Genomic DNA, 23,821 nt, shown 5'->3' with positions numbered 1-23,821 from the left:
TTTTCACCTCTCAGCAATCTCAGCATCTTCTTCTTGTTCAAGTATAAGTCGATCAACCACGCGTTTACTTGATTCTCCATCCACATGGTCAAAGAAATAATTAATAAAAGGTTCTATTTTTTCCATCCTGAAATCCTGTCTGTGAATTGTTTTTATCATGTCTTCTGTCGTTTTAGCTAACGGTCCAGGTATAAACGAGTGGTAATTATAGTAAAAATCACGTTTTTGCACATATTCTTCCACATCAAAAGCAAAGAAAATCATTGGCTTATTTAACAACGCAAATTCAAAGCATACTGAAGAGTAGTCTGTAACCAATATATCTGTAATGAATAATAAATCATTGATCTCTCGATAATCAGAGAAGTCATAAAAGAAATCATTATATTGGTAAGGTATTTGTATATCATTTTTAACAAATGGGTGAATTTTTAAAAGAAATACATATTCATCACTAAGTTCATTATATAACTTTTCTAAATCCAGAGCCTCCATAGGATAATGAGCAGACTGTTGACCATTTCCCCTGAATGTGGGAGCAAATGTGATTACTTTCTTATCTTTCAGATAAGGATGTTCCGCATAAATTTCATCCCTGATTCTTCGCTTATATTCGTCATCGAAAAATATATCAGTACGAGGAATACCCGTAGCGACTACATTCTCTTCGGGAATTCCGAAGCCTTCAGCATAATGTGGAGCAATATTTTTAGAACTTACTGTTACCTTAGTATAGTTTCGATGGTTTTTTGATTTTGGTGACGGTCCTCCAGGACGTCCGATTCTACTAAAACCAAATGTCTTAAATGCTCCGACAGCATGCCATAATTGAATTAACTCACTATTTTTTCTGATTTTCAATGGGTAAACCATCGGATAAAAATCATCCAGCAAAATAAATTTCGCTGTTGCCAGCTGGTAAGCAAGGTATATTAGTTCCCTATAGCTTTTTCTTTCTCCTACTCCTTTCTTGAGTAAAAATTCATATTTCACATCCAAATTCCTAGAAACCATTTCATCATATACAAACTTAAAGTTTCCGTTTAATCCCTCTCTGCTATCAGAAGCAAATAATATTTTTTTCTTGTCCACTGGAAACAACCAACAAACCTTGTATATAAACCCAAATATTTTTTTCTGGAAAAACTTATATAAAAAACCGCTGGTTTCAGGAGCATCTAATGCCATTTCCCTTGGATCCATATCCTTCAATTTTGTAGAAACCAATTTTAATGTTTTATTTGTATAATCATAAGTGGCCAACAGATTGTATTTCAACTCTCTTCTGGCTGTAAAATATTCCATTTTGGCCGCATGAAAACCATCGTATAGATATTCCTCTATGTTTCCCAAAGGAAACATCTTCTTATATTTTTCCTTGCTTGATACGTATACTTCAACATCAAGATAGAGCATGTAGTCTGCTGCTTCTAAGGGCTTTCCATCCTTCGTTATCGTTGCGAAATTAATTGTTCCTTCAAATCCAGCCCAAAGATATCGTTCATCGATTACTTCATCCATTTGTAGTTCTAATACCTTTTTATCTTTTAAAGGAATGATATACTTTACATTATTCTTATTATACAGAATTAGGTTTTTCCTGACTAAGTCATCCTTTTCCATAGGAATATCTTCAAGATAATAGTAACCTTCAAGTTGTAATTTTGGTCCATTCCAATTTAATGCCGTTATTTTCCTATGAACAGTGACATCATCATCTTTAAAATCCATTGGAATTTCAGTTGAATAGTTCGTTATTTTATCTGACTTAATGACAATTTCATTGCCCTCAATAACTACTGGATTCTCTGTTTGTCTTGGTTTAAACATCCTTTTGATCCTTTTTTTTATACGAGTGAACATACATGCTAGCTCCAATCTATACTTAAAACTTTAAAATGAAATAGAAAAGAGGTACACTCCCCTTTTCCATTCCTAATATAACCTAATTAATATTTAAAATAAGCATTCAACTATCCTTTTACTGGCATTACCATCTGCATAGTCAAAAAATTTATCGCGAAAGGCATATACACTTTCCAGATCAAACGTCTCCGTTTTCAACCAATCGATTAAAGGCACTGTATCCCTAAATAATGGACCAGGAATAAAACACTGGTAATCATAATAAAAGTCCCTTTCCTTGATGTACTCCTCCAAGTCAAACGGGAAGAATGCGATTGGTTTTTCTAAAAGACTAAATTCAAATATTACAGATGAATAATCCGTTAATAATATATCACTCAAATACATTAATTCTTGAATATCGAAATCATCCGATAAGTCGTAAACAAAATCAGAACACCCTTCTTTGTCAAGGTTTGCGCCTTTCATGTAAGGATGAAAATGAGTGATCAATGCAATATCAGGAGCAAGCTGCTTTTTCATTTCCTTTAAATCAAACGGAATTTTAAAAGGGGCTTGATAATGACTTTTCCCCCTAAAAGTAGGAGCATATAATACTAACTTCTTCCCTGTTAGTTCTGGATATAATAAGGAGAACTTTTCTACAGTAGTAGTCGTTTTATCTTTGTCATAAAAATAATCCGTTCTAGGAAGACCCAACGGAAGAATTTTCTCCGTAGACATATTAAAAGCTTCCGCAAAGTAAGGAACAACTTCTTTTGAACTCACAATTACATTGGAATAATTAGAATGAATGTTTACATATTTTAAGTACTCCAGACTTGGGCCAAATGATTTCCCTTTCGTACTATGACCAAACTTCTTAAATGCTCCTGCGGCGTGCCATAGCTGTATCACTCTAGTTTTCTTTTTTGGGTTAACCACATATATAGGGTAATAATAATCGTCTACTACAAAATAAGCAGACGTTGCTAAATGATAACAAGCTCTCACTAAGTGAAACACATAATCTAATTTACCAAGGAATGATGAATCATACTTTTTAAATAGCTTGGTGTAAGTAAAATGATCCCTGCTGCTTTGTAACTCATTATATAGATAAAGAAGGTTACCCTTTAATTGTTCACTTCTATATGAAGCAAAGGTAACTTTATACGGTTTGTAAGGAAAAAGGAGGGAAGATATAGAATAAATCATTTTCAGCATCCCGTTTACTGCTATGAGGATCATCTTTTTCAACAAATTCATTCTATACCAATCCTTCTATGTCAACTAAATTTTCCACTCCATCACAGTTTTTCCCCATGAGGTAGTCAGATCTTTTTCAAAAGTTTCTAATATATCTTCAATTGATTTTACTTCATTAACAGAGCCGACTAATGTTTTAAAATACTCTTGAATATTCGGGTAGTCATTTAACAATTTAACCGTGTTTTCAAAATCCACTCTTCCACTACGACTGCTTCCTATAATGGTTATTCCTTTTTCCAAGACCATTCTGGTATTTACCTCTACCGGTTCTTCTGAAACTCCTAGGATTGACATCGAGCCTTCTGGTTTAATATAGTCAATAATCTGATTGATCGCATATTGACTCCCTTTACCGCCAACACATTCAAAAGCATGATCTAATTCTAAGTCCTCTGGAATTCCATCGATCTGATAAACTTCATCAACAAATGAAAAATGATCTAGTTTATATGGAGTCTTTCCAAACACAATCACTTTACTGTCTTTATACAAAGTTTTTAAAATTAGGGAGGTAATGAATCCAAGGTTCCCATCTCCCCATACACCAAATGTTTGCCTGCGAGCATGAGAACGCTTGTCAAACCGTAGTATTGAATGCATTGCTATCGTAATTAACTCAATAAAAGCGCCTACGTGTGGGTTTATGCTATTCCCTAACGGAACCAAACGATCACGATTAAGAAACACATAATCCTGCATAAAACCGTCAAATCCACTGGACCTGAACTTACTTGATCTCAGATAATTCTCTGCTACAATCTCATCCTCCTCAGAAGGAGTGTTTGGCACCATCACTACTTGGGTACCAGGTTCGAATTCATCTTTAGGATCATAAACAACTTTACCGATACCTTCATGTATCAGTGCCATCGGCAATTTTTTGGACATTGCTTCCTTGCCACGAGTTCCTGTATAGTAGCGTTGATCTGCTGCACAAATAGACAAGAACGTAGGACGAACTACAACGTGCTCCGAGTTTAATGAAAAGTTACTATATGTTACCTCAAGTTGGCGTGGTGACACTAACCGATAAACTTGATTTATCATTTGGATATCCGCTCCTGTAGAATAGCTTTAGCAACCTTCAAATCATAAGGGGTTGTAATCTTAATATTGAACAACTCTCCTTTTACAATTTTCACGTTTTCTCCTTTAAGCGCACAAATTTTACAAGCATCTGTCAGGATAGTTTTTTCATCGCCACTCAGTGCATTATAGTGATTCACCAAAGTGTTTATATGAAAACTTTGAGGAGTTTGTCCTTGGAACATCGTATCTCTAATTGGGATATTATCGATAATTTCGCCATCTTTAGACTGTAAAATCGTATCCACAGCTTCTATCGCTGTATCAACCGCCCCATGTTTTAACACTTCATCAATATTCTCTTCTATGATGCGATGGGTCAGAAAAGGCCTTACCGAGTCATGGGTAACGATTACATCATCATCCTCAATGCCAAATTCCTTCTCGATATAATGAATCCCACTCATAATAGATTCATTTCGGTCACTACCGCCTTCAACCACAACTAACCGGTCATTCTCTCCGATGTGCTTTTTAATAATATCTTTTGTATAGTTAATCCATTCTTTTGGTGATACGATCAATATCTTTTCAAAACGATCATTTAAAATGAACTTTTCAATTGTATGGATAATAATCGGAGTGCCGTCAATTGTAATAAATTGCTTAGGCATATTGATATTACCCATTCTTGTTCCTTTACCACCAGCAAGAATTTCAGCATAAATCACATTAAAATCTCCTTTACCTTTGTTTTATTTTTTGTCGAATCAATGTATATGTTGTCAATTTTATTTACATGAAAAATATAAATTTCACATTAAATATACACGTTTTAGTCAAGACGTGCAACATACTGTCATCCTGCATATCAATATAAATCAAACTAGCAAAAATGTGTGTACACGGCCGAATTCATTCTTAAAGTGGCTGCTATGAATACTATCTCTCTACTTGTTTTATAGATTTCGACGACTTTTTATAATTATATAAGGGGTTCATCCGTAAAAGACAAGCTCTTTTTTGTTCATTACCTTTTACATTGTAGTTGAAACAATATATTAGGGTGTAATCCCTTAGTATATCAAACCTTTAACGTTACTCGTTCCTTTTCCTTTGTTTCTTTCGGTTTGTTTATTTTCAATTTATATCTTTGAATCAGTATATAAATAAAGCTAGAAGCAGTTACTAAAAAGGGAACATAAACCAAATTCCAAAGGAAACTCTCTCTAATGCTTTGCCACTCTAACCGATCAATCAACAGTGTTGTAAAACTTATTAGAATTGGATGAATCACATACACTCCGAGAGTATTTTGTCCAAGCTTCACTAAATAAGGTTGAAAATGGAAATTGTTTTTTTCAACTAAGACTAGGAGCAGAGCAATAATCGGAATAGAAAATAATGAATAGTCACCCCATGGTGCCTCTAATCGATAAACCAATATATATCGCTCTATAAATTCCAGACTAAGAAATACAATAAGGAGTCCGTATATACTTCCTGCCCGAATTTTAAGTTGTGCAGTATTTTTCAGTGAAAACCAATACCCCAGCGTAAGGTAAAAAAGAGCAAAGAAAAGTGCATCTCTTGTTAGATAATCAACATTTAGTAAAGCAGAATAGGATTGTCCGGTCACTCCGAACAGATTGAGTGAAAAACTAAAAAAAAGAAGTATTCTTACTTTCTTAATTCTAATAAATATTGATAAAAAAAACAGCGACCAAACCATTGCTACCAAAAACCATAAATGGTAGGTATTCCCGAATGAAGTTCCATAATAAATATTATAAATTGATGCAGGCGCAAAATAACTTGTTAATTGACTAAAAAAATCCGAGGTTATTCCTTTTGATTGTACAGCCAAGACACTCATATCATATAAGACAATAATTAGTAACCAAGCCATATATATCTTTGAAATTTTTAAAATATATTTTTTTACATACTGAATGGGATTATTCTTCTTTTTTGTCTTCATTCCTATAAAATAGCCAGATGTGGCAAAAAAGAAGGGAACAGCAAATCTCCCAATCGTATCAAGAATAAAGTTGATTTTTTCACCATTTATACTTTCAGTATGAACATTTTCGAAGGGATCTGCATGGATGCATACAACCAAGATAATAGCAATCGCTTTTAAGATATCGATTGAACAGTTTCTAGCCAAAAATATCAACTCCTTCTGAATCGAGGGTTTCCCTACACTATATACCCTGGCATTATTTGTAAAAGCAGAGGTTTATGTTTTTATCTAGAAACTTTCGGAATAGCTTCCTGGATGCAGGGGGTCGTTTCTTACCTTCCATTACTGCCATGTATTGCCCCTTGTAATAACGAGCTGAAACGTTTAATATTTAAATTATTATGGTATTTATAAGAAGTAGATGTCTCTCTTGAAGGAGGGCTTTATCATGAAAAAAATAATCACTTACGGCACCTTTGATTTAATTCATGAAGGTCATATAAATATTTTAAAGCGAGCTAAACAATTAGGTGATCACTTAACTGTAGCAGTGTCAACAGATGATTTTAATCATACAAAGGAAAAAAAGGCTTACCACTGTTATAAAACACGCAAATTGATCGTAGAGGCTATCCGATATGTGGATGATGTTATTCCTGAAAATGATTGGGAACAAAAAGTTAATGATATACAACGTTTAAATATTGATGTATTTGTTATGGGAGATGACTGGAAAGGAAAATTTGACTACCTTAAAGAATATTGTGAAGTAGTCTACCTTCCCCGTACATCCGGAATCTCTTCCACACAAATAAAAAACGACTTGTTTCGGGTGAATCATGGTTAGAGAACTCATTATATCCATTTACCTACTCATTTTCAGGATAACGTTTCATCTACTGAATTTTATTCCTTTGAAAGAAAAAACAACTTTGGTAGCATCTTTTGGTGATAATATATCGCATGTTGCCGAAGAGTTAGAAGCAACTACCGATACGGAGATTATCATTTTAAAAGCCACCGGCTGTAAAAAGGATTTCACGCATATAAGCCATGCGAAAATAATTGATTTCCAATCTAAAAATCTCATTAATTTTGTGATCTCCATCTTTCATCTTGCTACCTCTAAAGTAATTTTTATAGATAACTATTTTGGGTTTTTATCTGTCATGAACTTTAAGCCAGAAGTTATTTGTGTACAATTATGGCATGCTGCTGGTGCTATAAAACGGTTTGGTTTGACAGATCCTTCGATCAAACAAAGATCCAAGCGGGCTATAAATCGTTTTCATGCTGTTTATAAACGTTTTCATTACGTTGTGGTTGGTTCTGAAAGAATGGCGGCTATCTTTCAAGAAAGTTTTGGATTACAGCCGGAGAATATACTACGGACAGGTATTCCGAGAACTGACTTCTTTTTTAATAAACCAAAAACCGCAGAAGTCAGAAGGGAATTGGCTCGTCAATTCCCTGTAATAAACCATAAAAAAGTGTTACTATATGCTCCTACATTCCGAGATGATCAATTACATTCACCAGACTTGGAATTGGATTTAGATAAATTGCACAAGGAATTAAGTGATGAATACGTTCTTTTTTTACGACTCCATCCTGCGGTTTCTTCCCAATTAAACAATAAGTATCCTGATTTTGTGATAGACGTGAAAAATTATGAAAATATCAATCATTTATTGCTAATTACGGATGTATTGATTTCTGATTATTCATCGATTCCTTTTGAATATTCCTTATTGGAAAAGCCAATGATTTTTTATAGTTATGACTTAGAAAGTTACCAAACTAACAGAGGGTTTTGGGAGGATTATCATACAAGCATGCCAGGACCAGTTGTAGAGAGTACAGAGGAAATTCTGTCGGTGATTCGAAACAAAAGCTTCCATCAAGAACAGATAAAGAAATTTGCTAATGAATGGAACCAATATTCCAAAGGAATCTCTAGCAGATCACTTATCACCTTTATATATGAACAATTGGAACCTGCAAAAGTGCTCAATCAATAAAAAATACTACTCCATTTTTCGGAGTAGTATTTTTTATATTTTTATTTTTCTTTGTAATTCTGCTCGTTAAATTTGTTACCGGGGTTGCAAAATATCCTAACCTGCTAATCGTTTTATTTTGTGTCAACGTAGCTTGAATGCAACCAGGCAGTCTTTCCATCCAACTTACCCCTATACCATGTGTTATTACCAACTGTTTCCGTTAAATTAACTTTAAACTCAGCGCCCTTATGTTCAGATAAATTTTTAAATACCAAGTCCTTACTTCCACCCCACGCCTTACTGTAAGCACTACCAGTTCCTTTTATATAGAACGTTTTCGATTTACTATCTAAACCTTTATGCGGATTCGTTACCATATCTTTCGGCTTTACCCAACCTATAATACCTTTTTTACTGCTAGGTTGGGTGCTGATCAAGTAATAAAGTTGATTATTTACTTTCATTTGTTCTTTTATATAATACACAGCATTTGTATAATCACTGCTATTGGAAAGTTCAGAAGTATCATCTGCTACATATTTAAATATCTTTGCATCGTGACGCAGATGTCCCAACTTACTTATTGATTCTCCTTTTTTGTTTCCGACAAAAGATAAATAACTTGAATGGATCCAGACAATTTTCCCGTTCAGGCTGCCCCGGTACCATGTATTACCTCCTACTTTTTCAGTTAAATGGACATGGAATTCTTTATCCTTAAATTGCTTCAAGGACGAAAATACATTATCTTTCGATCCACCCCAGGCTTTACTATATGCACTTCCTGTCCCTTTAACCCTCATTGTTTTCAAATCGGCATCTACTCCAGTATGCGCATACGTGTCCATTTGCTGTGACTTTACCCAACCGACTGTTCCACTACTACTACTTGGTTTTTTACTTATCAAATAATAGACTTGCTCATTTACTTTTGCTTGTTTTTTAATATAGTAGACAGCATTCGTATATTTATCTGCTGCATTGAAAGCAGTGGAATAATTCCCTATATCTTCAAATATGATTGCATTTCCATGAAGATGTCCAATTCTACTTGTTTTATTTTCTTCCCTCGTGGTTAAATAGCTCGTATGAATCCACACCGTTTTCCCATTTAATATACCACGATACCAGTAATTGTTCCCTACTTTTTCTGTAAGATTAACTTTCACTTCCAACCCTTTATATTTTGAAAGGTCTGAGTAGATAATATCCTTTGAACCACCCCACGCTTTACTATAAGCTTTACCAGCACCTCTTAGATAGAATGTCTTTTTCTTTTTATCAGCTCCTTTGTGGGTATAGGAATCCATATCTTTGGCCTTGACCCAACCTATAACCCCTTTTTTGCTACTTGGTTCACGGCTGATTAAATAATACGTTCCACCCTTTGCCTTCGTCTTCGACTTAATATAGTAAACAGCATCCGTATATTTTTGAGCTGAATAAGCTGAGGAACTTACTCCTGGATATTTAAATATTCTTGCATCTTCATGTAGATGACCTAGTCTACTTGTATTGGACTTTGCTCGATCCAAGTTATCATATCTAGATTTCACAAGACTCACAAATTGGCCCCAACTATATCCATATCTCGCAAAATAGCCATGGGGGTCAACATGTGTTGTTCCACCTAGGTAGTTGCTTACTGCCCTATGAGACCATAATGTACCTTTGCCATCACTCTCTGCACTATCTACCCCCAAGCTATAATTATATAGAATGGATGCTATATAATTTGCATAATTGTTGATAGATTTGGCAAATTGATCAAAGTTATTTACCCTTACCAATTCTACATGGACAAATCTTTGATTTGCATATGGACCTGCTCCCCAAGCACCTAAATCCAACGGATGAATTTCGATAATTCTTTCATGATCAACAAACGCATGGACAAAGGCATTTTCATGGTTTTTAGACATGTAGGAAATTTCCTGTGTAATGGAAGAACCATCGTTAGCAGTCTCATGGGCGACTACTCCTTCGACCTTGCCGAATCCATGACGGTAATTGAACTTTTCAAAAAAATCCTTATATTGATATTCTGTCTCTGCTACCGGAATATTACTGATATAATTGTTCACATCTGGATAGACACTGCTAATGCTAAACATTCTTTGCTGGCTCTCATGTGGATGTTCACTTTCCACAACTCCGTCTCTCCAGCCTTTAGGAACATATTGCAGTTCTTCTTCTGTGAATTTACTGATATCTATACCGTAAACTTCCGTTCCTTCCTTAATGCCATACTGATTATATTCAACAGAATCCCCTTCTTCTTTTATTTCCTCTGTCGACTTCTTTTTTTCCTGTGCAACTTCTTCGTTAGAATCTACAACTTCGCTGTTTTGCTCGTTTTCTTTTCCATTCTCTGCTATCTCATCTGATTCTGTGTCTGTAGCAGAATCATTAGGAACTTCTTCTTTTTTTTCTGTTTTACTAGTTCCTATCTTTGTTTCATCTTCTCCCACTACTTGATTTTCAGATGTTTTTTCGGAAATACTTTCATCGACCTTCTTGTTGTTTTCTCCATCAATCTTATTCTCTTCATCATCTGTATCTGAATAACCTTCTACTATATCTTCTTTTGTATTGTCTTCTGCTAACAAATATGTAGGAAAAACAGCTGAATAGACCAATACCGCTAACACTAAGATGACTAATTCCCTCATATAATCCCCCTATAATTTGTAAATTCTACTTTTCTTTATATCGGATACTTTCTGCTAAAGTTTAGAAAATTTATTAATAACATTTAAAGAAAAACACACTACCCAAAAGAGTAGTGTGTTAGGGTTAATCATTCCCGGTATTTCGGAATATCCAAGTACAATACATAGGAATCAAGCTGTTGATAGAGATTGTACATGGAATAAATCTGTTTGGATGCCCAACCAATATCAGTAGCATATTGGCCACTAGCATACCCGTATTTCTCCATACTCAGTGGATTCCATCTCATCTTATAGATTGTATTCTTACCACTGGAGATGTAATCATCTTTTATAAAGTTTGCACCACCGATGATGGCTTTCTCAGGAGTATTCCAACCTTCATTGAAAGCCTTTTTAGCCCCACAAGTCAACGGACAGCTATCAAATGCATGGATTCCGTACATATTATATACGGTTGTTACTGTAGCTGATGTTTTAGCTGGTTTGCCATTGACGAAAGTCACGTTCCCATTCTTATCAACAGGTACACCAACTGCTAAGTCTGCTGTACCATTTCCTGTTTCGAGTAAAGCATGAGAAACCAGGTACACCTCACTGATTCCATTTTCGTTTCCAGCCTGAAGGAACGTAGCACCCTTTCCGTCTAAAATACCTTTGCCTCTTAAATAGTTATTCAGAACAGATGCAGTTGCAACGTTTGATTTAGATAAATCCAAGAACTGGAACTGTTGTTTTGGATCATTAATATAGTTGTTGGGATCCAGATATTCTAGTGTATCTTCGGGACTTGCGTTCACCCATTGTCGAGATTCTGTATACCGTATTTGATACCAACCATTCTTTTCATTTACAACCGTTACCTTATCTCCTTCGTTCAGCTGCCCAATAACCCAGTAGTCTGTACTAGGGCCGCCACGTACATTCAGTGTATCTGCAGTGACTCTTCCATCCTTGATATAGGTTTTAGAAACATAGCTGTCATATTCCCTGTCTGTTTGCGGGTTAACCTTCATCTGCATCACTATAGCTTCCGCAAGAGATATATCGTAGCGGGTGTACTGCCTTGCTGGTGTATTCAACACGTAGGAAGAATGCAGCCAAATTGTTTTACCTTTTAACGTGCCTCTATACCAGACGTTATTGCCTACTTTCTCCGTGAGGTTCACTTTGAAGGACTCGTCACTATAAGAAGAGAGGTCTTTATAAACCAGGTCTTTGAAACCACCCCATGGCTTGCTATAGGCACTTCCGGTTCCTTTAATGTAGAAAGTTTTTGATTCATGATCTGCAGTTTTATGGCTATAGGTAACCATATCACTGGTTTTGACCCAACCTACAACTCCATTGACACTGCTGGGTTCTTTACTTATAAGATAATACTTTTCTCCAGCCAATTCTGCCTGTTTCTTAATGTAGTAAACAGTATTGGTATATGTGTCTGCTGCTGGTTTAGAAGACGTCAAATCATTCAAGTCATCAAAAATGACGGCATCTCCTCGTAGGTGACCAAGTCGACTTGTTGTTGTTTCTTTTGCGATAGATACATATGAGGAATGAAGCCAAACCGTCTTTCCATTTAATTTTCCACGGTACCAAACATTTTCTCCGACTTTTTCAGTGAGATTGACTTTGAATTCTAGATTCCTAAAATCGGACATCTTTTCATATACCAAGTCTTTAGAACCACCCCATACCTTGCTATAGGCACTCCCGGTTCCTTTAATGTAAAAGGTTTTCGCATTATGATCAGCTGTTTTATGACTGTACGTAACCATATCTTTTGCTTTTGTCCAACCAACTACGCCTTCCGTGCTGCTCGGTTTTCTGCTTATCAGGTAATACGTTGTACCACCTAGTTCTGCTTGCTTCTTAATATAATAGACAGCGTTTGTGTACGTATCTGCTGCAGGTTTATAAGAAGACAAATCTCCTAAATCATCGAAAATAACGGAGTCTTCCCGCAGATGACCTAGTCTGCTAGTGGTACTTTCCTTTACATTAGTAACAAAAGAAGAGTGCAACCAAATTGTTTTGCCGTTTAACTCTCCGCGGTACCATACGTTTTCTCCTACTGTTTCGGTAAGGTTGACTTTGAATTCCTGATTTTTATAACCAGTCATATTTTCATAAATTAAATCTTTAGAGCCACCCCATGCCTTACTGTAGGCACTTCCGGTTCCTTTAATATAGAAGGTTTTAGCATCATGATCAGCTGTTTTGTGGCTGTTCGTAACCATATCTTGTGCTTCTACCCAACCTACAACTCCGTCTACACTGCTTGGCTCTTTACTAATCAAGTAGTATTTTTGTCCACTCAATATAGCCTGTTTTTTAATGTAATACACGGCATTCGTATAGGTATCCGCTGCAGGCTTTGAAGAAGACAAATCGTTCAAGTCATAGTAAATGATAGCGTCTCCTCTTAAATGTCCCAACCTGCTTGTAGCACTTTCATCAGCTGCTTGCGTTGTAGATACATAGGAAGAATGCAACCATACCGTCTTACCATCTAACGTACCTCTGTACCAAACGTTATCTCCTACAGTTTCTGTAAGATTCACTTTGAATTCTGCATTCCGGTAGTCAGTAAGCTCGCCAAAAACTAAATCCTTTGATCCCCCCCATGCTTTGCTATAAGCACTACCAGTACCTTTGATGTAAAAGGTTTTGGATTGGTGGTCAACAGTTTTATGGCTGAAAGTCTGCATATCACTGGCTTTCACCCAACCTACCACGCCTTCTGAACTACTTGGTTTTTTGCTAATTAGATAATAAGTTTGTCCACTTAACTTTGCTTGTTTCTTAATATAGTAGACAGCATTTGTGTACGTATCAGCAACAGGAACAGAGGCCGATAAGTCTTCTAAATCAGAATAGATCACCGCATCCCCATGAAGGTGTCCTAACCTGCTTGTAGAACTTTCAACAGGAATCTCTATCTCAGTCATTTTAAATGATTGGATTTCAGCCTTTTCTTCAGTAGAGTCAGAAGTTGATTCTTCGTCTTCAGTAGTACCCTCTGTTTCTGAGTCATCGTTTGGCTGATTTGTTTCAGTTTGTTTTTCCTCTTCAGCACTTTTTTCCGAATCTACTGCTTTTTCCTCTACTTTTTCATCTTCCTGATCAACCTCCTCGGAAGTGTTTTGATCAGTACTACTGTTCTCGGCATCCTCAATATTCTCTTTGTCTAATGTATCATCCGTTTTATCGGTTTCTTCAGTAGAAGCAGTATCTTTATTAACCGATCCACCTGTTTCAGAGGAATCAGTACCCTCACTAACCGAATCAACTGATTCTTCTGTTGAAGTTACTTCTTCGTCTAATTGTTCTGTAGAGTCAGAATTTTGTGTTCCCTCAGGAACTTCAATTTGTTCCGATTCATCACCTTCAACAGCTAATGCCTGATAGGGCGCAGTGACATTAAAAACTAATAAAACGATCAGCAATAGAGCTAACTTTCTCATATATAACCTCCGTTTGTTGCTTGCTCTACAGCAACTATCCAGCAAAGCATTACCGATTCTATAAAATCAAGCTTTTAACTTGAAACTAAGTTGGAGGTTTATATAACTTTGTTTTGTGGTAGTTACTAAATAGAGCAATAATCTCTCTTTCTATTATCTTTCGCACCGCTCGCATTCGGAGATGATACGAATCTTTGTTAACCATTGATTTTCAATCTGATTCAGCCGCTAACTGAGAAAAGAAGGAAAACTGTGGATAACACCATAAGCTAAGGACTACCAACAATCTACTCCTATCCCCCCTTCATCTGTTACAAAGCAGTAAATTTGTCATACATTGTCTATTATGCATTATTTTTTGTCGAATGTTAAGATTGTATTTTACTATTTTTGCAAATTTTAAAGAATTATTACGAACTTTATACCTATTTCTTGGCTAAAAAACTATCAAAACCACCAGTATAGACTGGCGGTTTGATCTGTGGCTGAAAGTCTCTGTTACCGCCCTCGGCCTGAATGGGTCCAAGGAAAGAGTTTCGCCTGTCCCCCATTCACTCACTATTTCTAAAGAATTTCGTTATTTCCTCCAATTTTTCCCTTGTAAACAGGTCATGCTCTTCGAACAAGGTTAACTGATCAGCCATATAATCTATGTTCTTTGATTTGTCTTATTTCTACCCACTGTATCAACGTAGAAATCTCAACACGAGAAGTTCCAATCCACTTACGATATTTCAAGTTAGCGTGCCGATCAAATATCATCAGAATGCTTTTTCCTTTTAAACATGTAGATGTGAATCGGACAGGCTTTTGATTCATAGATGATTACTCCTTTCCGTTCACATAAATCTCTTATAATTTGACCAATACACTTTTTACACTTTCCATAAATGACTTGTCTTCTGTACTTGGGAGGAAAGACTACGTGATACTTACAACTCCATGTTGCATGTGCTAAACTGTTCATGTCCTTCACAGGGCATACCTCCTTCTTTGGTGAGATAAAGTGGTCGGGAAACCAACTTTATCTCACCAAAGAAGGAGGTTTCTTTATTACCATACTGTAAGTTCTCCGGAATCTCCGGTATAGCCAGAGGTTTACTGTGCCCATTAAAAAAGCTCCCTTATCTATATAGATAAGGGAGCTTTTTTAATTCTATCGTTTTACCTTGGCACCTTCCAGAAGGCGAAGAATCGGGCGATAATTTTCACTGATGAGACCAGTCAGTTCGACCACGATTTCTACGAGAATTGTCAATGCCAACAAGGTTATCGTTGATCCCCAGACGGTCGATTTGGTGAAGATGATGGCCGCGATACTGAACAACCCACTCATAGCATAAATCAGGATAACGGTCTGTTTATGACCAAATCCGAGTTTCAACAAGCAATGGTGCAAATGCAGCTTATCCGGTGCGGACAATGGCTTGTTTTGGATAATGCGGCGGACAATCGCAAAGAATGTATCTAAAATTGGTACTCCCAAAATGATAATCGGGACAATTAACGAGAATAATGTTACATTCTTAAAGCCAAGTACCGAGAATACACCGATCATGTAGCCTAAAAACAATGCCCCGGTGTCCCCCATGAAAATTTTTGCGGGATGGAAATTATAAACCAAAAAGCCAAGTGTGCTTCCCAGCAGCATCAATCCCATTAAGGCGACAAACGAATCACCGAGTGATATCGCCAAACCGGAAATCGTGATCAACGCGATGGAAGAAACACCGGCTGACAGTCCATCCAAACCGTCAATCAGGTTGATGGCATTCGTGATGCCGACAATCCAAATTATTGTGATTGGAATGCTCATGTAGCCGAATTGCAGTGTTTCGCCGAATGGCAAATTAATAAAAGTGATTTGTACCCCATTGAAAACGACGATTCCTGCAGCGACCAGCTGAACGGCAAACTTCACTTTGGCTGATAACTCGAACAAGTCATCAAGAAAACCGATTGTGGTAATCAGGATGGCGCCTACCAGAATCGGCCAATCATACTTGCTGACCGGATCAAACAAGTAAAAGCCGATAAGGAAACTGATAAATATCGCCAAACCGCCTAAACGCGGCATCAATTTGCTATGAATTTTCCGGTAGTTCGGCTGGTCGACCGCTCCGATGCGGATGGCCAGTCTTTTAACTAATGGTGTTATCGCCACTGATATAATAAAGCACAATAGCAATGCTATAAATTCCATGGTCGGTCCTCCTGAATATCGAACCCATCTATTTTCTAGGTCTTTTCATCTTCTAATAAGACGTGAGTCATTGAAAAAAGGTTTCATAGTTTCGTAATTTTTTTGCTTTAGTTAATATAGCACAATACGAGATAAAAAACACCATTTCCCGAGAAAATTTTACAATTGTTTCAATATAGTAATGAAAATACTCTCTTAGAATGAATCAACATCTCCCTGATGCAAATACCAGTCCTCTAGCCTGCTCCCTATCGTTGCGTTCTCTAAGGGATGAACAACAAGCGCGAGCGGATGGTCCTTTACCTTAAAGCCATTTGAAGCGAGTACATTTGCTGATGGAGTTTCAGGTAAGGCCCAGCTCTGTACCACATCGCAGTCTCGTAATTGGTGCAATGCTCCCTGCAATAATTCCTGCCATACCTTTTCATCGTCAATCGCCAGCCAGTCAACAATTGTTCCGACGGCCAAACTGCCATGTTTGAGTTGTTTCACTTCCTCTTTCACGACCACATAGCCTGCCAAATCTGCTCCCTGACGAAGTGCGAGCATGTGATACGTGTATTCCGGATGCTGGTGGTAGCGCCAATTTAAGTACCCATGGCTCCGGCGGATGACAACCGGCCTGATTGTGGACAGACGGTCGGTCAGATTGGTGAAACTTTCGTCACATGCCGTGACGGATTCGAGTTGATATTTTGTTGAAGACTTTTTCTTTTGCTTGTTGAAGACCTTTTTGTATAGACTACTCAACGGCTTCGCAGGACTGGCAATCCTTATCATCCCTGCGGCCAGTGCAATGGGATTTTGTATGTAAACAAAGCGTGACACCCGGCCTGCTTCCTTCGCCTGAGTGCGTGTGAGCAGCAGTTCTCTCGCTTTTGGTGCAGGGAATCCATATAGCAGCTTGATTCCCGATTTTCTGGCCTCCGTAAACATCGCTTCATTCAACTGTTGATAAATTCCTTCTCCCCTGTCATCGGGGTCGACCATCGTATCAACACGCAAGCCTGCCAGCTGGGTCTTGCCATTAATAAATACTTCGCTGACCCATAACGCGATGTGTCCGGCGATGCGGTTGTTTCTTTCAAAGACCAAAATCCAGGGATTCACCGGGTTGGGGTGGCTTACATATTTCCATTCCCACACCAGAGAAGAACGTTGTTTCCCGAACACCTTGGTGTACAACTGTTGGATCCCCACCTGGTCCCCCGGCTGAAAAAAGCGAATTGCCATGCTATCCTCCCCTTTGAAGTGCTCATGCATGATCAATAAAATCAGTCAGAATTTCCTGCAGCCGCTGTTTTCCCGATTGAAAAGGTTTCGGGATAAAATCCTTCGCTTGTTTTATGACAGCCTCGAGCTTTTCCCCGTCATTCCAGCTTAAAATGTGTCCCTGGGCAGTGAACGCTTCCACCAGCTGGAGCTGGTGATCGTCATTATGTTCCCCATACTTTTTCAGACGGGGAGCGGCAATGACCGTTTTCCCCTTTCTTAATCCCGTTATCACAGAACCGGTACCTGCATGGGTGATTACCAGGCCCGCATCTTCGTATAATGCATCCATTTCTTCATAGCTGACGAATGGCTTTAATGTCAATTGCTCACTCTTATACGGTGTGTGGCCGTGTTGGACGATAACTTCTTCTTTGATGATCCTTTCTTGCTTAAGCCGGTCTACTTCATCAAGAAGGCGCGTGAATGGCAGTTCGTGCGTGCCTAATACAACCAGTATCAATAGATAGACCCCCCATACACTGCTTTCGGGTAAATATCCTTCATCGATTCCCATTGCACGATGAATAAATCGGAAATCGGGTAAACCATCCTGCCAGATAAGGTGGGACTGGTTGACTTGGCAAAGCTCTCAATGAAGATGATTTTGCGTCTGAACAATTTTGCCAGGTAACACATCGGCACCGCTGTGTGGGCTCCAGTGGTGATGATAATATCCGGACGATGTTTGAGAAAAATACACAAGGATTTGATCGTATTATAGGTAAACTTGTAAATATAGCGAATCGGGTAATTACGTGCTCCATACATTAGCAGGGAAACCGGATATTTCTCCATCAGCTGCTCGGTGATCTCCGACTTTTCCGTCACAAGATGATATTGGTAGTTTTTGAACAAGCCTTCCAACTGAAGCAGCTGGGTAAGATGGCCGCCTATAGATGAAATAAGAAGCAATTTTTTCTGTTTCATCCTGTCCTCGCTCCTATCGATGGTAGATTGAAATAAGCTGATCCAACAATTTATCCTGATCATTTTCCTGTGCTTTCTCTTCTCCCTTGATGACAAGCTGATCACGAAGCTTTTCGTTCGCTATCAGTTTCTCCAACCCGTTGCGTAGCGATGCATGTTTTTTAGGTTCCACCAATATCCCGGCCCCGTCCTTAAGCAGGTGGGCAAGACCACCGACGTTGCTGCCGACGACCGGAGTATGGCATGACATGGCTTCCAGTGCCACCAATCCAAACCCCTCCATATGGGAAGGGATGACGAATATGTCAGCAGCAGCCATCCAGTCCGCAACCTCTTTCTGACCTTTCGGGCCATGGATGGTCACATCAGGGATTGCCTCTCTTTCGATTTTCTCTTCGATTCTCTCCAGAAATTCCGGCTGCTTGGCTGCCCCGATTAGATGCAATTCCAATTGATCAAACGTTTGTTTTAACTGCTGATAGGCATCCAAGAGCTCCTTCAATCCTTTTGCCTCAATAAGATTGCCGGCATATAAGAGCTGGATCCTGTTTTCTTCTAGTCCCAATCTCCGTTTTGCCTTTGGCTTTGGAACCGGTGCGAAGACCTGCCGGTTGACTCCCATATTCAAAACGGTCACTTTTCCAGGGTCCACCTGATAGCGGTCGAGCATTTCCTGTTTAAGCGCCTCCCCTACTGCCACGATATGGTCTGCTTCCTGCAAAATCCGCTTGGTCTGCTGAAAAAAGAATTTACCCTTTTTCGCCATTTTGTCGAGATCGCCGCCATGGCATGTGACAATCAGCTTGGTTCCGAACCGCTTTTTAAAAATGAGACCAAACAAGCCGCTCGGAAAAATATAGTGTGCATGAATTAATTGATAGCCTTTCCCCTTGCGAAGACTGATCAGTCCGATCCGTATCATCCAGGCTAAATACTTTTTCAACAGATGATGCTTTCGCATTCCAGGTTCGGTAATCGCTGCGACATCGATGTCCAAGCCTCTTTTTCTTAAAGCTTCGACTTGATTGCGGACAAATATACCAAAAGTCGGACTGTTTTTTCCGGGGTACATGGTGCTCAAGACAAGGACATGTTTTAACTCCATCTGTTCCTCCTCCTATTCTGCTGCGGCTGCTAGCTTCCTGGCAGACTGAACATGGCGAGTCTGGTTGATGACGTAAGCAAGTATCGCAAAGTAAAACAGCGTGAACGAGTCATTTTCCCAAATATTGTAGACCAATCCTGCAACATAAGAACCGAGCAGGACAGCAAGCAACACTGTGGCGATCTTCAGCTCGCTTCGGCGGTTCCATAACAGATAGAGCATATTCAGCAAAAACACGGCAAACACGATGACGCCGAATATGCCGGTTTGCACAATGACTTGGATGTATTGATTGTCCGAATAAAACTCCCGCTCGATATTATAGTCTTCATAAATCGGCGAGCCGGCGTTCAAGGTTGCTGAATCCCCAAACGTGGCAAATCCTGTACCGATCACTGGATTGTCCTGGAATATCGTCCATCCCTTTTTGATGATATACAGACGCCCAGCCCGTTTGCTTCCCTCTACGGCGTCATCATTGAAAGTCTCCCGCATGCGGTCGGTGAAACCACCATCGCGCTCGTCATATTGCTTTTGCGTGCTGCGCTGGGTTTGACCGAAGTCGGAGGCCTCAATCGTGCTTGCCAACATGTTGGCAGGTACGCCGATGAAAATAATTCCGGCCGCCAAGGTAACTATGGTTGTCCTTAAGATTCGCCAATGCCTGGTCAGCGCGATATAAATCAACAGGCCGACGGCAAAAGCTAGCCAGGTTCCACGCGAATAGGTAAGAAACCAGACGCCCATGTAAAGAACTAGTGCGATGTTGGCCACCCATACCATTTTGCCTTGCAGGTAACTGCGTAAAAATAGTGTCAAAATAAACGCAAACGACAAATAGTAAGCCAGCAGGTTGGGATTGCCGATCAATCCGTAAATTCGAATTCGGTTGATGGCCGACAACGGCATGTTTTCCCAAGTCGGAGGCAGCAGCCACCCACGTAAAGAAAGCTTCTCCACCAGTCCATGCAAGCATATCACCACGGCGAGAATCATAGTCGCCCAGAGAAAACGGGCGATATCCTGTTTTGTGATATCCATCCGCTTCACGACATAATAGACAAGATAAAATAACAGAAAGGATCGTAACTGTAACACCAATGCCGTGATTGATACACCTGAAACGAGCGCAGAAACGGCGCCGATAAAACAAAATGCGAAAAAAGCGAGTTCAAACCATTGGAACTTTACAAGCGAACGCAAATCGTGCCGGTATTTCATGACGGTTTTTACCAATAACACAAAAATCACGGCATCCCCGACAAGTTTCAATGTCGGATTGAATTCGACAAGAAACGGACGGATTGGAAAATAAACAAACAGCAAAATCAGAGCGTTTTTTTCCTGGAAGTAGCTGTAGATGACAAAGGTGGCAATAACGGCCAGTGACACGATGAGGTTGTCGAGCATCATAGCTGCCAGCAGAATAAGCAAGGCGGCCGGTACGAATCCGAGTTGTTTGATGCTGATGTTCATGGTATATACTCCTCTCCTATCGATGAATGCCGGGATGGGACGGCAAGTGTTGCTGGTAAATCCTTTTCTTTAATCGATTGTTTTTATAAATTGCCCACAACAGTGTTACCGTCCGGTTTGCCTGTTTGAACAATCTTGGATAATCGTAAGGTTCTTTCCTTACCGCTTCGATAATTTTCTGAAATTCGCGGCTGGAAAGCTGCAGGAAGCCTTCTGCCGCATCAATAGCATTCTCAGCAAGGTGTGCTTTCATCCTGTTCAGTTCCAAAAAGCCGTCAAAAGCGATTGCTTGCGATTGAAATACGTCGATCGCCTGGTGCTTTGCCGGCAATGTCTCCGATATATCAATCAAGCAATTGATGGCTGCTGGCGGAAAGGGACAATTGATTTCATATAAACGAATGACCGGATCGACGTTGTCTACTTGTTCAAGAGAGTCTGCCAACGCTTCAGCTGTCGCCACATGGTCCGGATGGGCATCAACAAATGTGGTAGCATAAATAATATCCGGCTGCAGGCGTTGGATGTGCTCCGCAATTATGCCGCTCAACTCTGGCCGATCTCTGACATGACCATCCGGCAAATCACAATAGGAAACCTGATTGATTCCGAGAATCGGCTGGATCTGGTTGATTTCCGCCTTCCGGACTGTTGACAGTTCTTCGCCGGGGAGTCGGCTGACACTTTGTCCTCCATCTGTAATAAACAAACAAGTAACCTTTGAACCGGTATTGGCATGACGGCGTATCGTTCCGCCAAGTCCGATCGTTTCATCGTCCATATGCGGGGCTAATACCAGGACGTTTTGATTCGGGACTACGTCTGTGAGTTTTTGGCTGTTCTGATAATGTTTTTTCATCACCAGCCTGGTAACTGGAACGACTACCGGCTCCGCTGATTTTAGTAAGGTATCTTTCATCATCATTGTTATGTCTCCCTTTGCTTCGTTTTGCTGCGCAGGCTTCCTGTAAGGTATTGCAAGGAGTGTGTTTTCAGGAGCCAGACTGACCCGATAAATAGTCCCGATCCGACTAATGCGATCATGATGATATGCAACAATACGGGCCAGTCTGTGACCACCCGGCTTAGCGGGATAATGACTGCTGCCATGATTCCTGTAGCGGCAGTGATCTTGGCAAACTCACCTGCCAGTATGCCTAGCGGCAGTCCCTTTACAAGCTTCAGGAAAAGAACGAATCCTGTCGCTGCATAAAGCAGACCGACTACAGAGGATGCGAGTGGAATGCCGACAAACCCCAAAATCTTTGTAAATAAATAATTGAATAGTAGATTCAGCACCACGGAAACGGCGCCGATTTTCATGATTAGTTTGCCCTGTTTTACTGAGTAAAAGCCCTTATTGATCATCGTATTTAAACTGAAAAACAGCACCGAGCCAAAATAGTAATAGGCGACCTGGCTTGTCGCCAGTGTAGCCTGATGCGTAAAAGCACCCCGCTCATACAACAGCTCAATGATTTGCGGCATAAGGATCATCATCCCGGTAATTGCCGGGAGGACAAGCAAATACATCAGATTAAGTCCCTCTACCATCGTTTGATTGAATTGCGCCTGATTTCGGATAGCCTGAGCCTTGGCAAGTGCCGGAAAAACCAGGGTCGCAATCGTGACACCGAAAATCGCCTGCGGAAAGTGGACCAGGTTTTTAGCATAGTTGATATAGGTCACGGTACCTTCGGGAAAGTAACCGGCAAATATATTGTCGACTGTCAGATTGATTTGTCCCACCATTACGGTCAAGCCAACAGGCAGGAACAACTGGTAAAACTGCTTGATTTCCGCCCTGTTGATTTTTTCCTTTAACCGGATTGCTTGTTTGGGAACGGCCAAAATCAGTTTGAAGAACAAAGAAACAATCGTACCCGAGAGATAGCCGGCTGCCAGTGCGTATGGACCAGCCGATTCCGCAAACAGAAAGGCGCTGGTTATCATGGCGGCTATCACGATGATTTGCGATGCTGCGGAAGTGGAAAACCGCTGTCTGGCATCCAAATAAGCTTCCAAAACAGCATTTAATCCGACAAACACCAGTGCGCCCATCAGCCAGACGGAAACCCCGACCGCAACCTTTGTCGCCTGCTCGCTAAATTCCGAATAAAGCAGCGGAATCAGGTACGGGGAAAGCAGTACGCCGATTACAGCAGCAATCGTCCCTCCGATGGCTGTCGACTTGAACACCTGTGATAAGTGGCTGTTTTCCCTGCCATTGGCAGCTGCCTCCAGATAGCTTGGCACTAAGGTGTTCTTCATCCCGTTCGTCATGAAAAGGAACAGCATATTCGGAATGATAAACGCAGCAAGAAATGCATCCGCCTGATAACTGTCTCCGAAGTAATAGGCGATCACCATGTCGCGGACCAGTCCGGAAATTTTCAATAACAGTGTCATCAACAAAAACAATAGTCCGGCTGCTCCCAATTTCGACTTCATCCTAAATACCCCGCAGTGTGCTTCTCGTTTTGTATTTTTGACAGCCCGCCAGAGGCGGAACTGTCTGTAATTCACCTCAAATATACCAAAGCTAAACAAAAGAAAAAGGAAAATTCATGATTCTTAACGTACT

General features: G+C 39.7%; 17 protein-coding genes and 1 pseudogene. 2 read left to right on the top strand and 16 right to left on the bottom strand.

Translation table 11 applies throughout. The annotated features are described in order from the left end of the window. Nucleotides 1-3: 3 nt before the first annotated feature. From BLR82_RS13305 to BLR82_RS13285, 5 genes are all read right to left on the bottom strand, one after another. On the bottom strand, nt 4-1,830 hold the full coding sequence (locus tag BLR82_RS13305; protein WP_083334869.1) for a CDP-glycerol glycerophosphotransferase family protein: 1,827 nt from the start codon (nt 1,828-1,830) through the stop codon (nt 4-6). Nucleotides 1,831-1,956: 126 nt separating this feature from the next. Then, nucleotides 1,957-3,114, bottom strand: a complete 1,158-nt coding sequence (locus BLR82_RS13300) for a CDP-glycerol glycerophosphotransferase family protein (RefSeq protein WP_083334847.1) — start codon at nt 3,112-3,114, stop codon at nt 1,957-1,959. A 24-nt stretch (nt 3,115-3,138) separates the two neighbouring features. Beyond that, nucleotides 3,139-4,164, bottom strand: coding sequence for a ribitol-5-phosphate dehydrogenase (locus BLR82_RS13295; protein ID WP_074599943.1), 1,026 nt, complete (start codon nt 4,162-4,164; stop codon nt 3,139-3,141). Further along, on the bottom strand, nt 4,161-4,874 hold the full coding sequence (locus BLR82_RS13290; protein WP_074599942.1) for an IspD/TarI family cytidylyltransferase: 714 nt from the start codon (nt 4,872-4,874) through the stop codon (nt 4,161-4,163). The genes BLR82_RS13295 and BLR82_RS13290 overlap by 4 nt, the downstream gene beginning before the upstream one ends. A gap of 353 nt (nt 4,875-5,227) precedes the next feature. Beyond that, a complete protein-coding gene (locus tag BLR82_RS13285; protein WP_074599941.1) occupies nt 5,228-6,313 on the bottom strand; it encodes an acyltransferase in 1,086 nt (361 codons plus the stop codon). Nucleotides 6,314-6,557: 244 nt separating this feature from the next. On the opposite strand from BLR82_RS13285, the gene tagD reads away from it, so the two are divergent. Together tagD and BLR82_RS13275 are read left to right on the top strand one after the other, a co-directional pair. Continuing rightward, nucleotides 6,558-6,956: a glycerol-3-phosphate cytidylyltransferase gene (tagD, locus tag BLR82_RS13280; protein ID WP_074599940.1), complete on the top strand. Its 399-nt coding sequence runs from the start codon at nt 6,558-6,560 to the stop codon at nt 6,954-6,956. A gap of 67 nt (nt 6,957-7,023) precedes the next feature. Continuing rightward, nucleotides 7,024-8,130 carry a CDP-glycerol glycerophosphotransferase family protein gene (locus tag BLR82_RS13275; protein WP_245693807.1) on the top strand — a complete coding sequence of 369 codons (1,107 nt, stop codon included), beginning with the start codon at nt 7,024-7,026 and terminating at the stop codon, nt 8,128-8,130. Between the two features lie 113 nt (nt 8,131-8,243). Here BLR82_RS13275 and BLR82_RS13270 read toward each other — a convergent pair whose 3' ends face one another. The 11 genes and pseudogenes from BLR82_RS13270 to murJ all read right to left on the bottom strand — a co-directional run bounded on the left by BLR82_RS13270 (nt 8,244) and on the right by murJ (nt 23,688). Beyond that, entirely contained in the window at nt 8,244-10,784 is a 2,541-nt protein-coding gene (locus BLR82_RS13270) for a GW dipeptide domain-containing protein (RefSeq protein WP_074599938.1), read from the bottom strand. Nucleotides 10,785-10,912: 128 nt separating this feature from the next. Beyond that, nucleotides 10,913-14,251: an N-acetylglucosaminidase gene (locus BLR82_RS13265; protein ID WP_074599937.1), complete on the bottom strand. Its 3,339-nt coding sequence runs from the start codon at nt 14,249-14,251 to the stop codon at nt 10,913-10,915. Nucleotides 14,252-14,802: 551 nt separating this feature from the next. Then, nucleotides 14,803-15,218: pseudogene (gene tnpA / locus BLR82_RS20610) on the bottom strand (IS200/IS605 family transposase). A gap of 189 nt (nt 15,219-15,407) precedes the next feature. After that, nucleotides 15,408-16,454, bottom strand: coding sequence for a glycosyltransferase family 4 protein (locus BLR82_RS13255; RefSeq protein ID WP_074599936.1), 1,047 nt, complete (start codon nt 16,452-16,454; stop codon nt 15,408-15,410). 195 nt (nt 16,455-16,649) lie between these two features. Beyond that, the gene (locus BLR82_RS13250) at nt 16,650-17,687 is read right to left on the bottom strand and encodes a GNAT family N-acetyltransferase (RefSeq protein ID WP_175486810.1); all 1,038 of its coding nucleotides are present in this window, start codon (nt 17,685-17,687) and stop codon (nt 16,650-16,652) included. Nucleotides 17,688-17,709: 22 nt separating this feature from the next. Continuing rightward, on the bottom strand, nt 17,710-18,189 hold the full coding sequence (gene pssE, locus BLR82_RS13245) for a PssE/Cps14G family polysaccharide biosynthesis glycosyltransferase (protein ID WP_074599934.1): 480 nt from the start codon (nt 18,187-18,189) through the stop codon (nt 17,710-17,712). Then, on the bottom strand, nt 18,186-18,656 hold the full coding sequence (pssD, locus tag BLR82_RS13240) for a PssD/Cps14F family polysaccharide biosynthesis glycosyltransferase (protein ID WP_074599933.1): 471 nt from the start codon (nt 18,654-18,656) through the stop codon (nt 18,186-18,188). The genes pssE and pssD overlap by 4 nt, the downstream gene beginning before the upstream one ends. A 13-nt stretch (nt 18,657-18,669) precedes the next feature. Continuing rightward, nucleotides 18,670-19,761, bottom strand: coding sequence for a glycosyltransferase (locus tag BLR82_RS13235; RefSeq protein ID WP_245693806.1), 1,092 nt, complete (start codon nt 19,759-19,761; stop codon nt 18,670-18,672). Nucleotides 19,762-19,773: 12 nt separating this feature from the next. Further along, on the bottom strand, nt 19,774-21,237 hold the full coding sequence (locus tag BLR82_RS13230; protein ID WP_074599932.1) for an O-antigen ligase family protein: 1,464 nt from the start codon (nt 21,235-21,237) through the stop codon (nt 19,774-19,776). 16 nt (nt 21,238-21,253) lie between these two features. Further along, nucleotides 21,254-22,162: a PIG-L deacetylase family protein gene (locus BLR82_RS13225; RefSeq protein ID WP_074599931.1), complete on the bottom strand. Its 909-nt coding sequence runs from the start codon at nt 22,160-22,162 to the stop codon at nt 21,254-21,256. Between the two features lie 2 nt (nt 22,163-22,164). Continuing rightward, the gene (gene murJ, locus BLR82_RS13220) at nt 22,165-23,688 is read right to left on the bottom strand and encodes a murein biosynthesis integral membrane protein MurJ (protein WP_074599930.1); all 1,524 of its coding nucleotides are present in this window, start codon (nt 23,686-23,688) and stop codon (nt 22,165-22,167) included. Between the last annotated feature and the right edge of the window lie 133 nt (nt 23,689-23,821).

It is taken from the genome of Sediminibacillus halophilus (assembly GCF_900103695.1).
GTDB lineage: Bacteria > Bacillota > Bacilli > Bacillales > Amphibacillaceae > Sediminibacillus > Sediminibacillus halophilus.
This window is presented reverse-complemented; position numbering and strand designations above follow the sequence as displayed.

Excerpts from the sequence above, each read along its gene's own strand:
- BLR82_RS13255 (WP_074599936.1), bottom strand. The coding sequence starts at position 16,454 with ATGGAATTTATAGCATTGCTATTGTGCTTTATTATATCAGTGGCGATA.
- BLR82_RS13300 (WP_083334847.1), bottom strand. The coding sequence starts at position 3,114 with ATGAATTTGTTGAAAAAGATGATCCTCATAGCAGTAAACGGGATGCTG.
- BLR82_RS13250 (WP_175486810.1), bottom strand. The coding sequence starts at position 17,687 with ATGGCAATTCGCTTTTTTCAGCCGGGGGACCAGGTGGGGATCCAACAG.
- BLR82_RS13270 (WP_074599938.1), bottom strand. The coding sequence starts at position 10,784 with ATGAGGGAATTAGTCATCTTAGTGTTAGCGGTATTGGTCTATTCAGCT.
- pssD (WP_074599933.1), bottom strand. The coding sequence starts at position 18,656 with ATGAAACAGAAAAAATTGCTTCTTATTTCATCTATAGGCGGCCATCTT.
- BLR82_RS13235 (WP_245693806.1), bottom strand. The coding sequence starts at position 19,761 with ATGGAGTTAAAACATGTCCTTGTCTTGAGCACCATGTACCCCGGAAAA.
- BLR82_RS13305 (WP_083334869.1), bottom strand. The coding sequence starts at position 1,830 with ATGTTTAAACCAAGACAAACAGAGAATCCAGTAGTTATTGAGGGCAAT.
- BLR82_RS13230 (WP_074599932.1), bottom strand. The coding sequence starts at position 21,237 with ATGAACATCAGCATCAAACAACTCGGATTCGTACCGGCCGCCTTGCTT.
- BLR82_RS13225 (WP_074599931.1), bottom strand. The coding sequence starts at position 22,162 with ATGATGATGAAAGATACCTTACTAAAATCAGCGGAGCCGGTAGTCGTT.
- BLR82_RS13295 (WP_074599943.1), bottom strand. The coding sequence starts at position 4,164 with ATGATAAATCAAGTTTATCGGTTAGTGTCACCACGCCAACTTGAGGTA.
- murJ (WP_074599930.1), bottom strand. The coding sequence starts at position 23,688 with ATGAAGTCGAAATTGGGAGCAGCCGGACTATTGTTTTTGTTGATGACA.
- BLR82_RS13265 (WP_074599937.1), bottom strand. The coding sequence starts at position 14,251 with ATGAGAAAGTTAGCTCTATTGCTGATCGTTTTATTAGTTTTTAATGTC.
- tagD (WP_074599940.1), top strand. The coding sequence starts at position 6,558 with ATGAAAAAAATAATCACTTACGGCACCTTTGATTTAATTCATGAAGGT.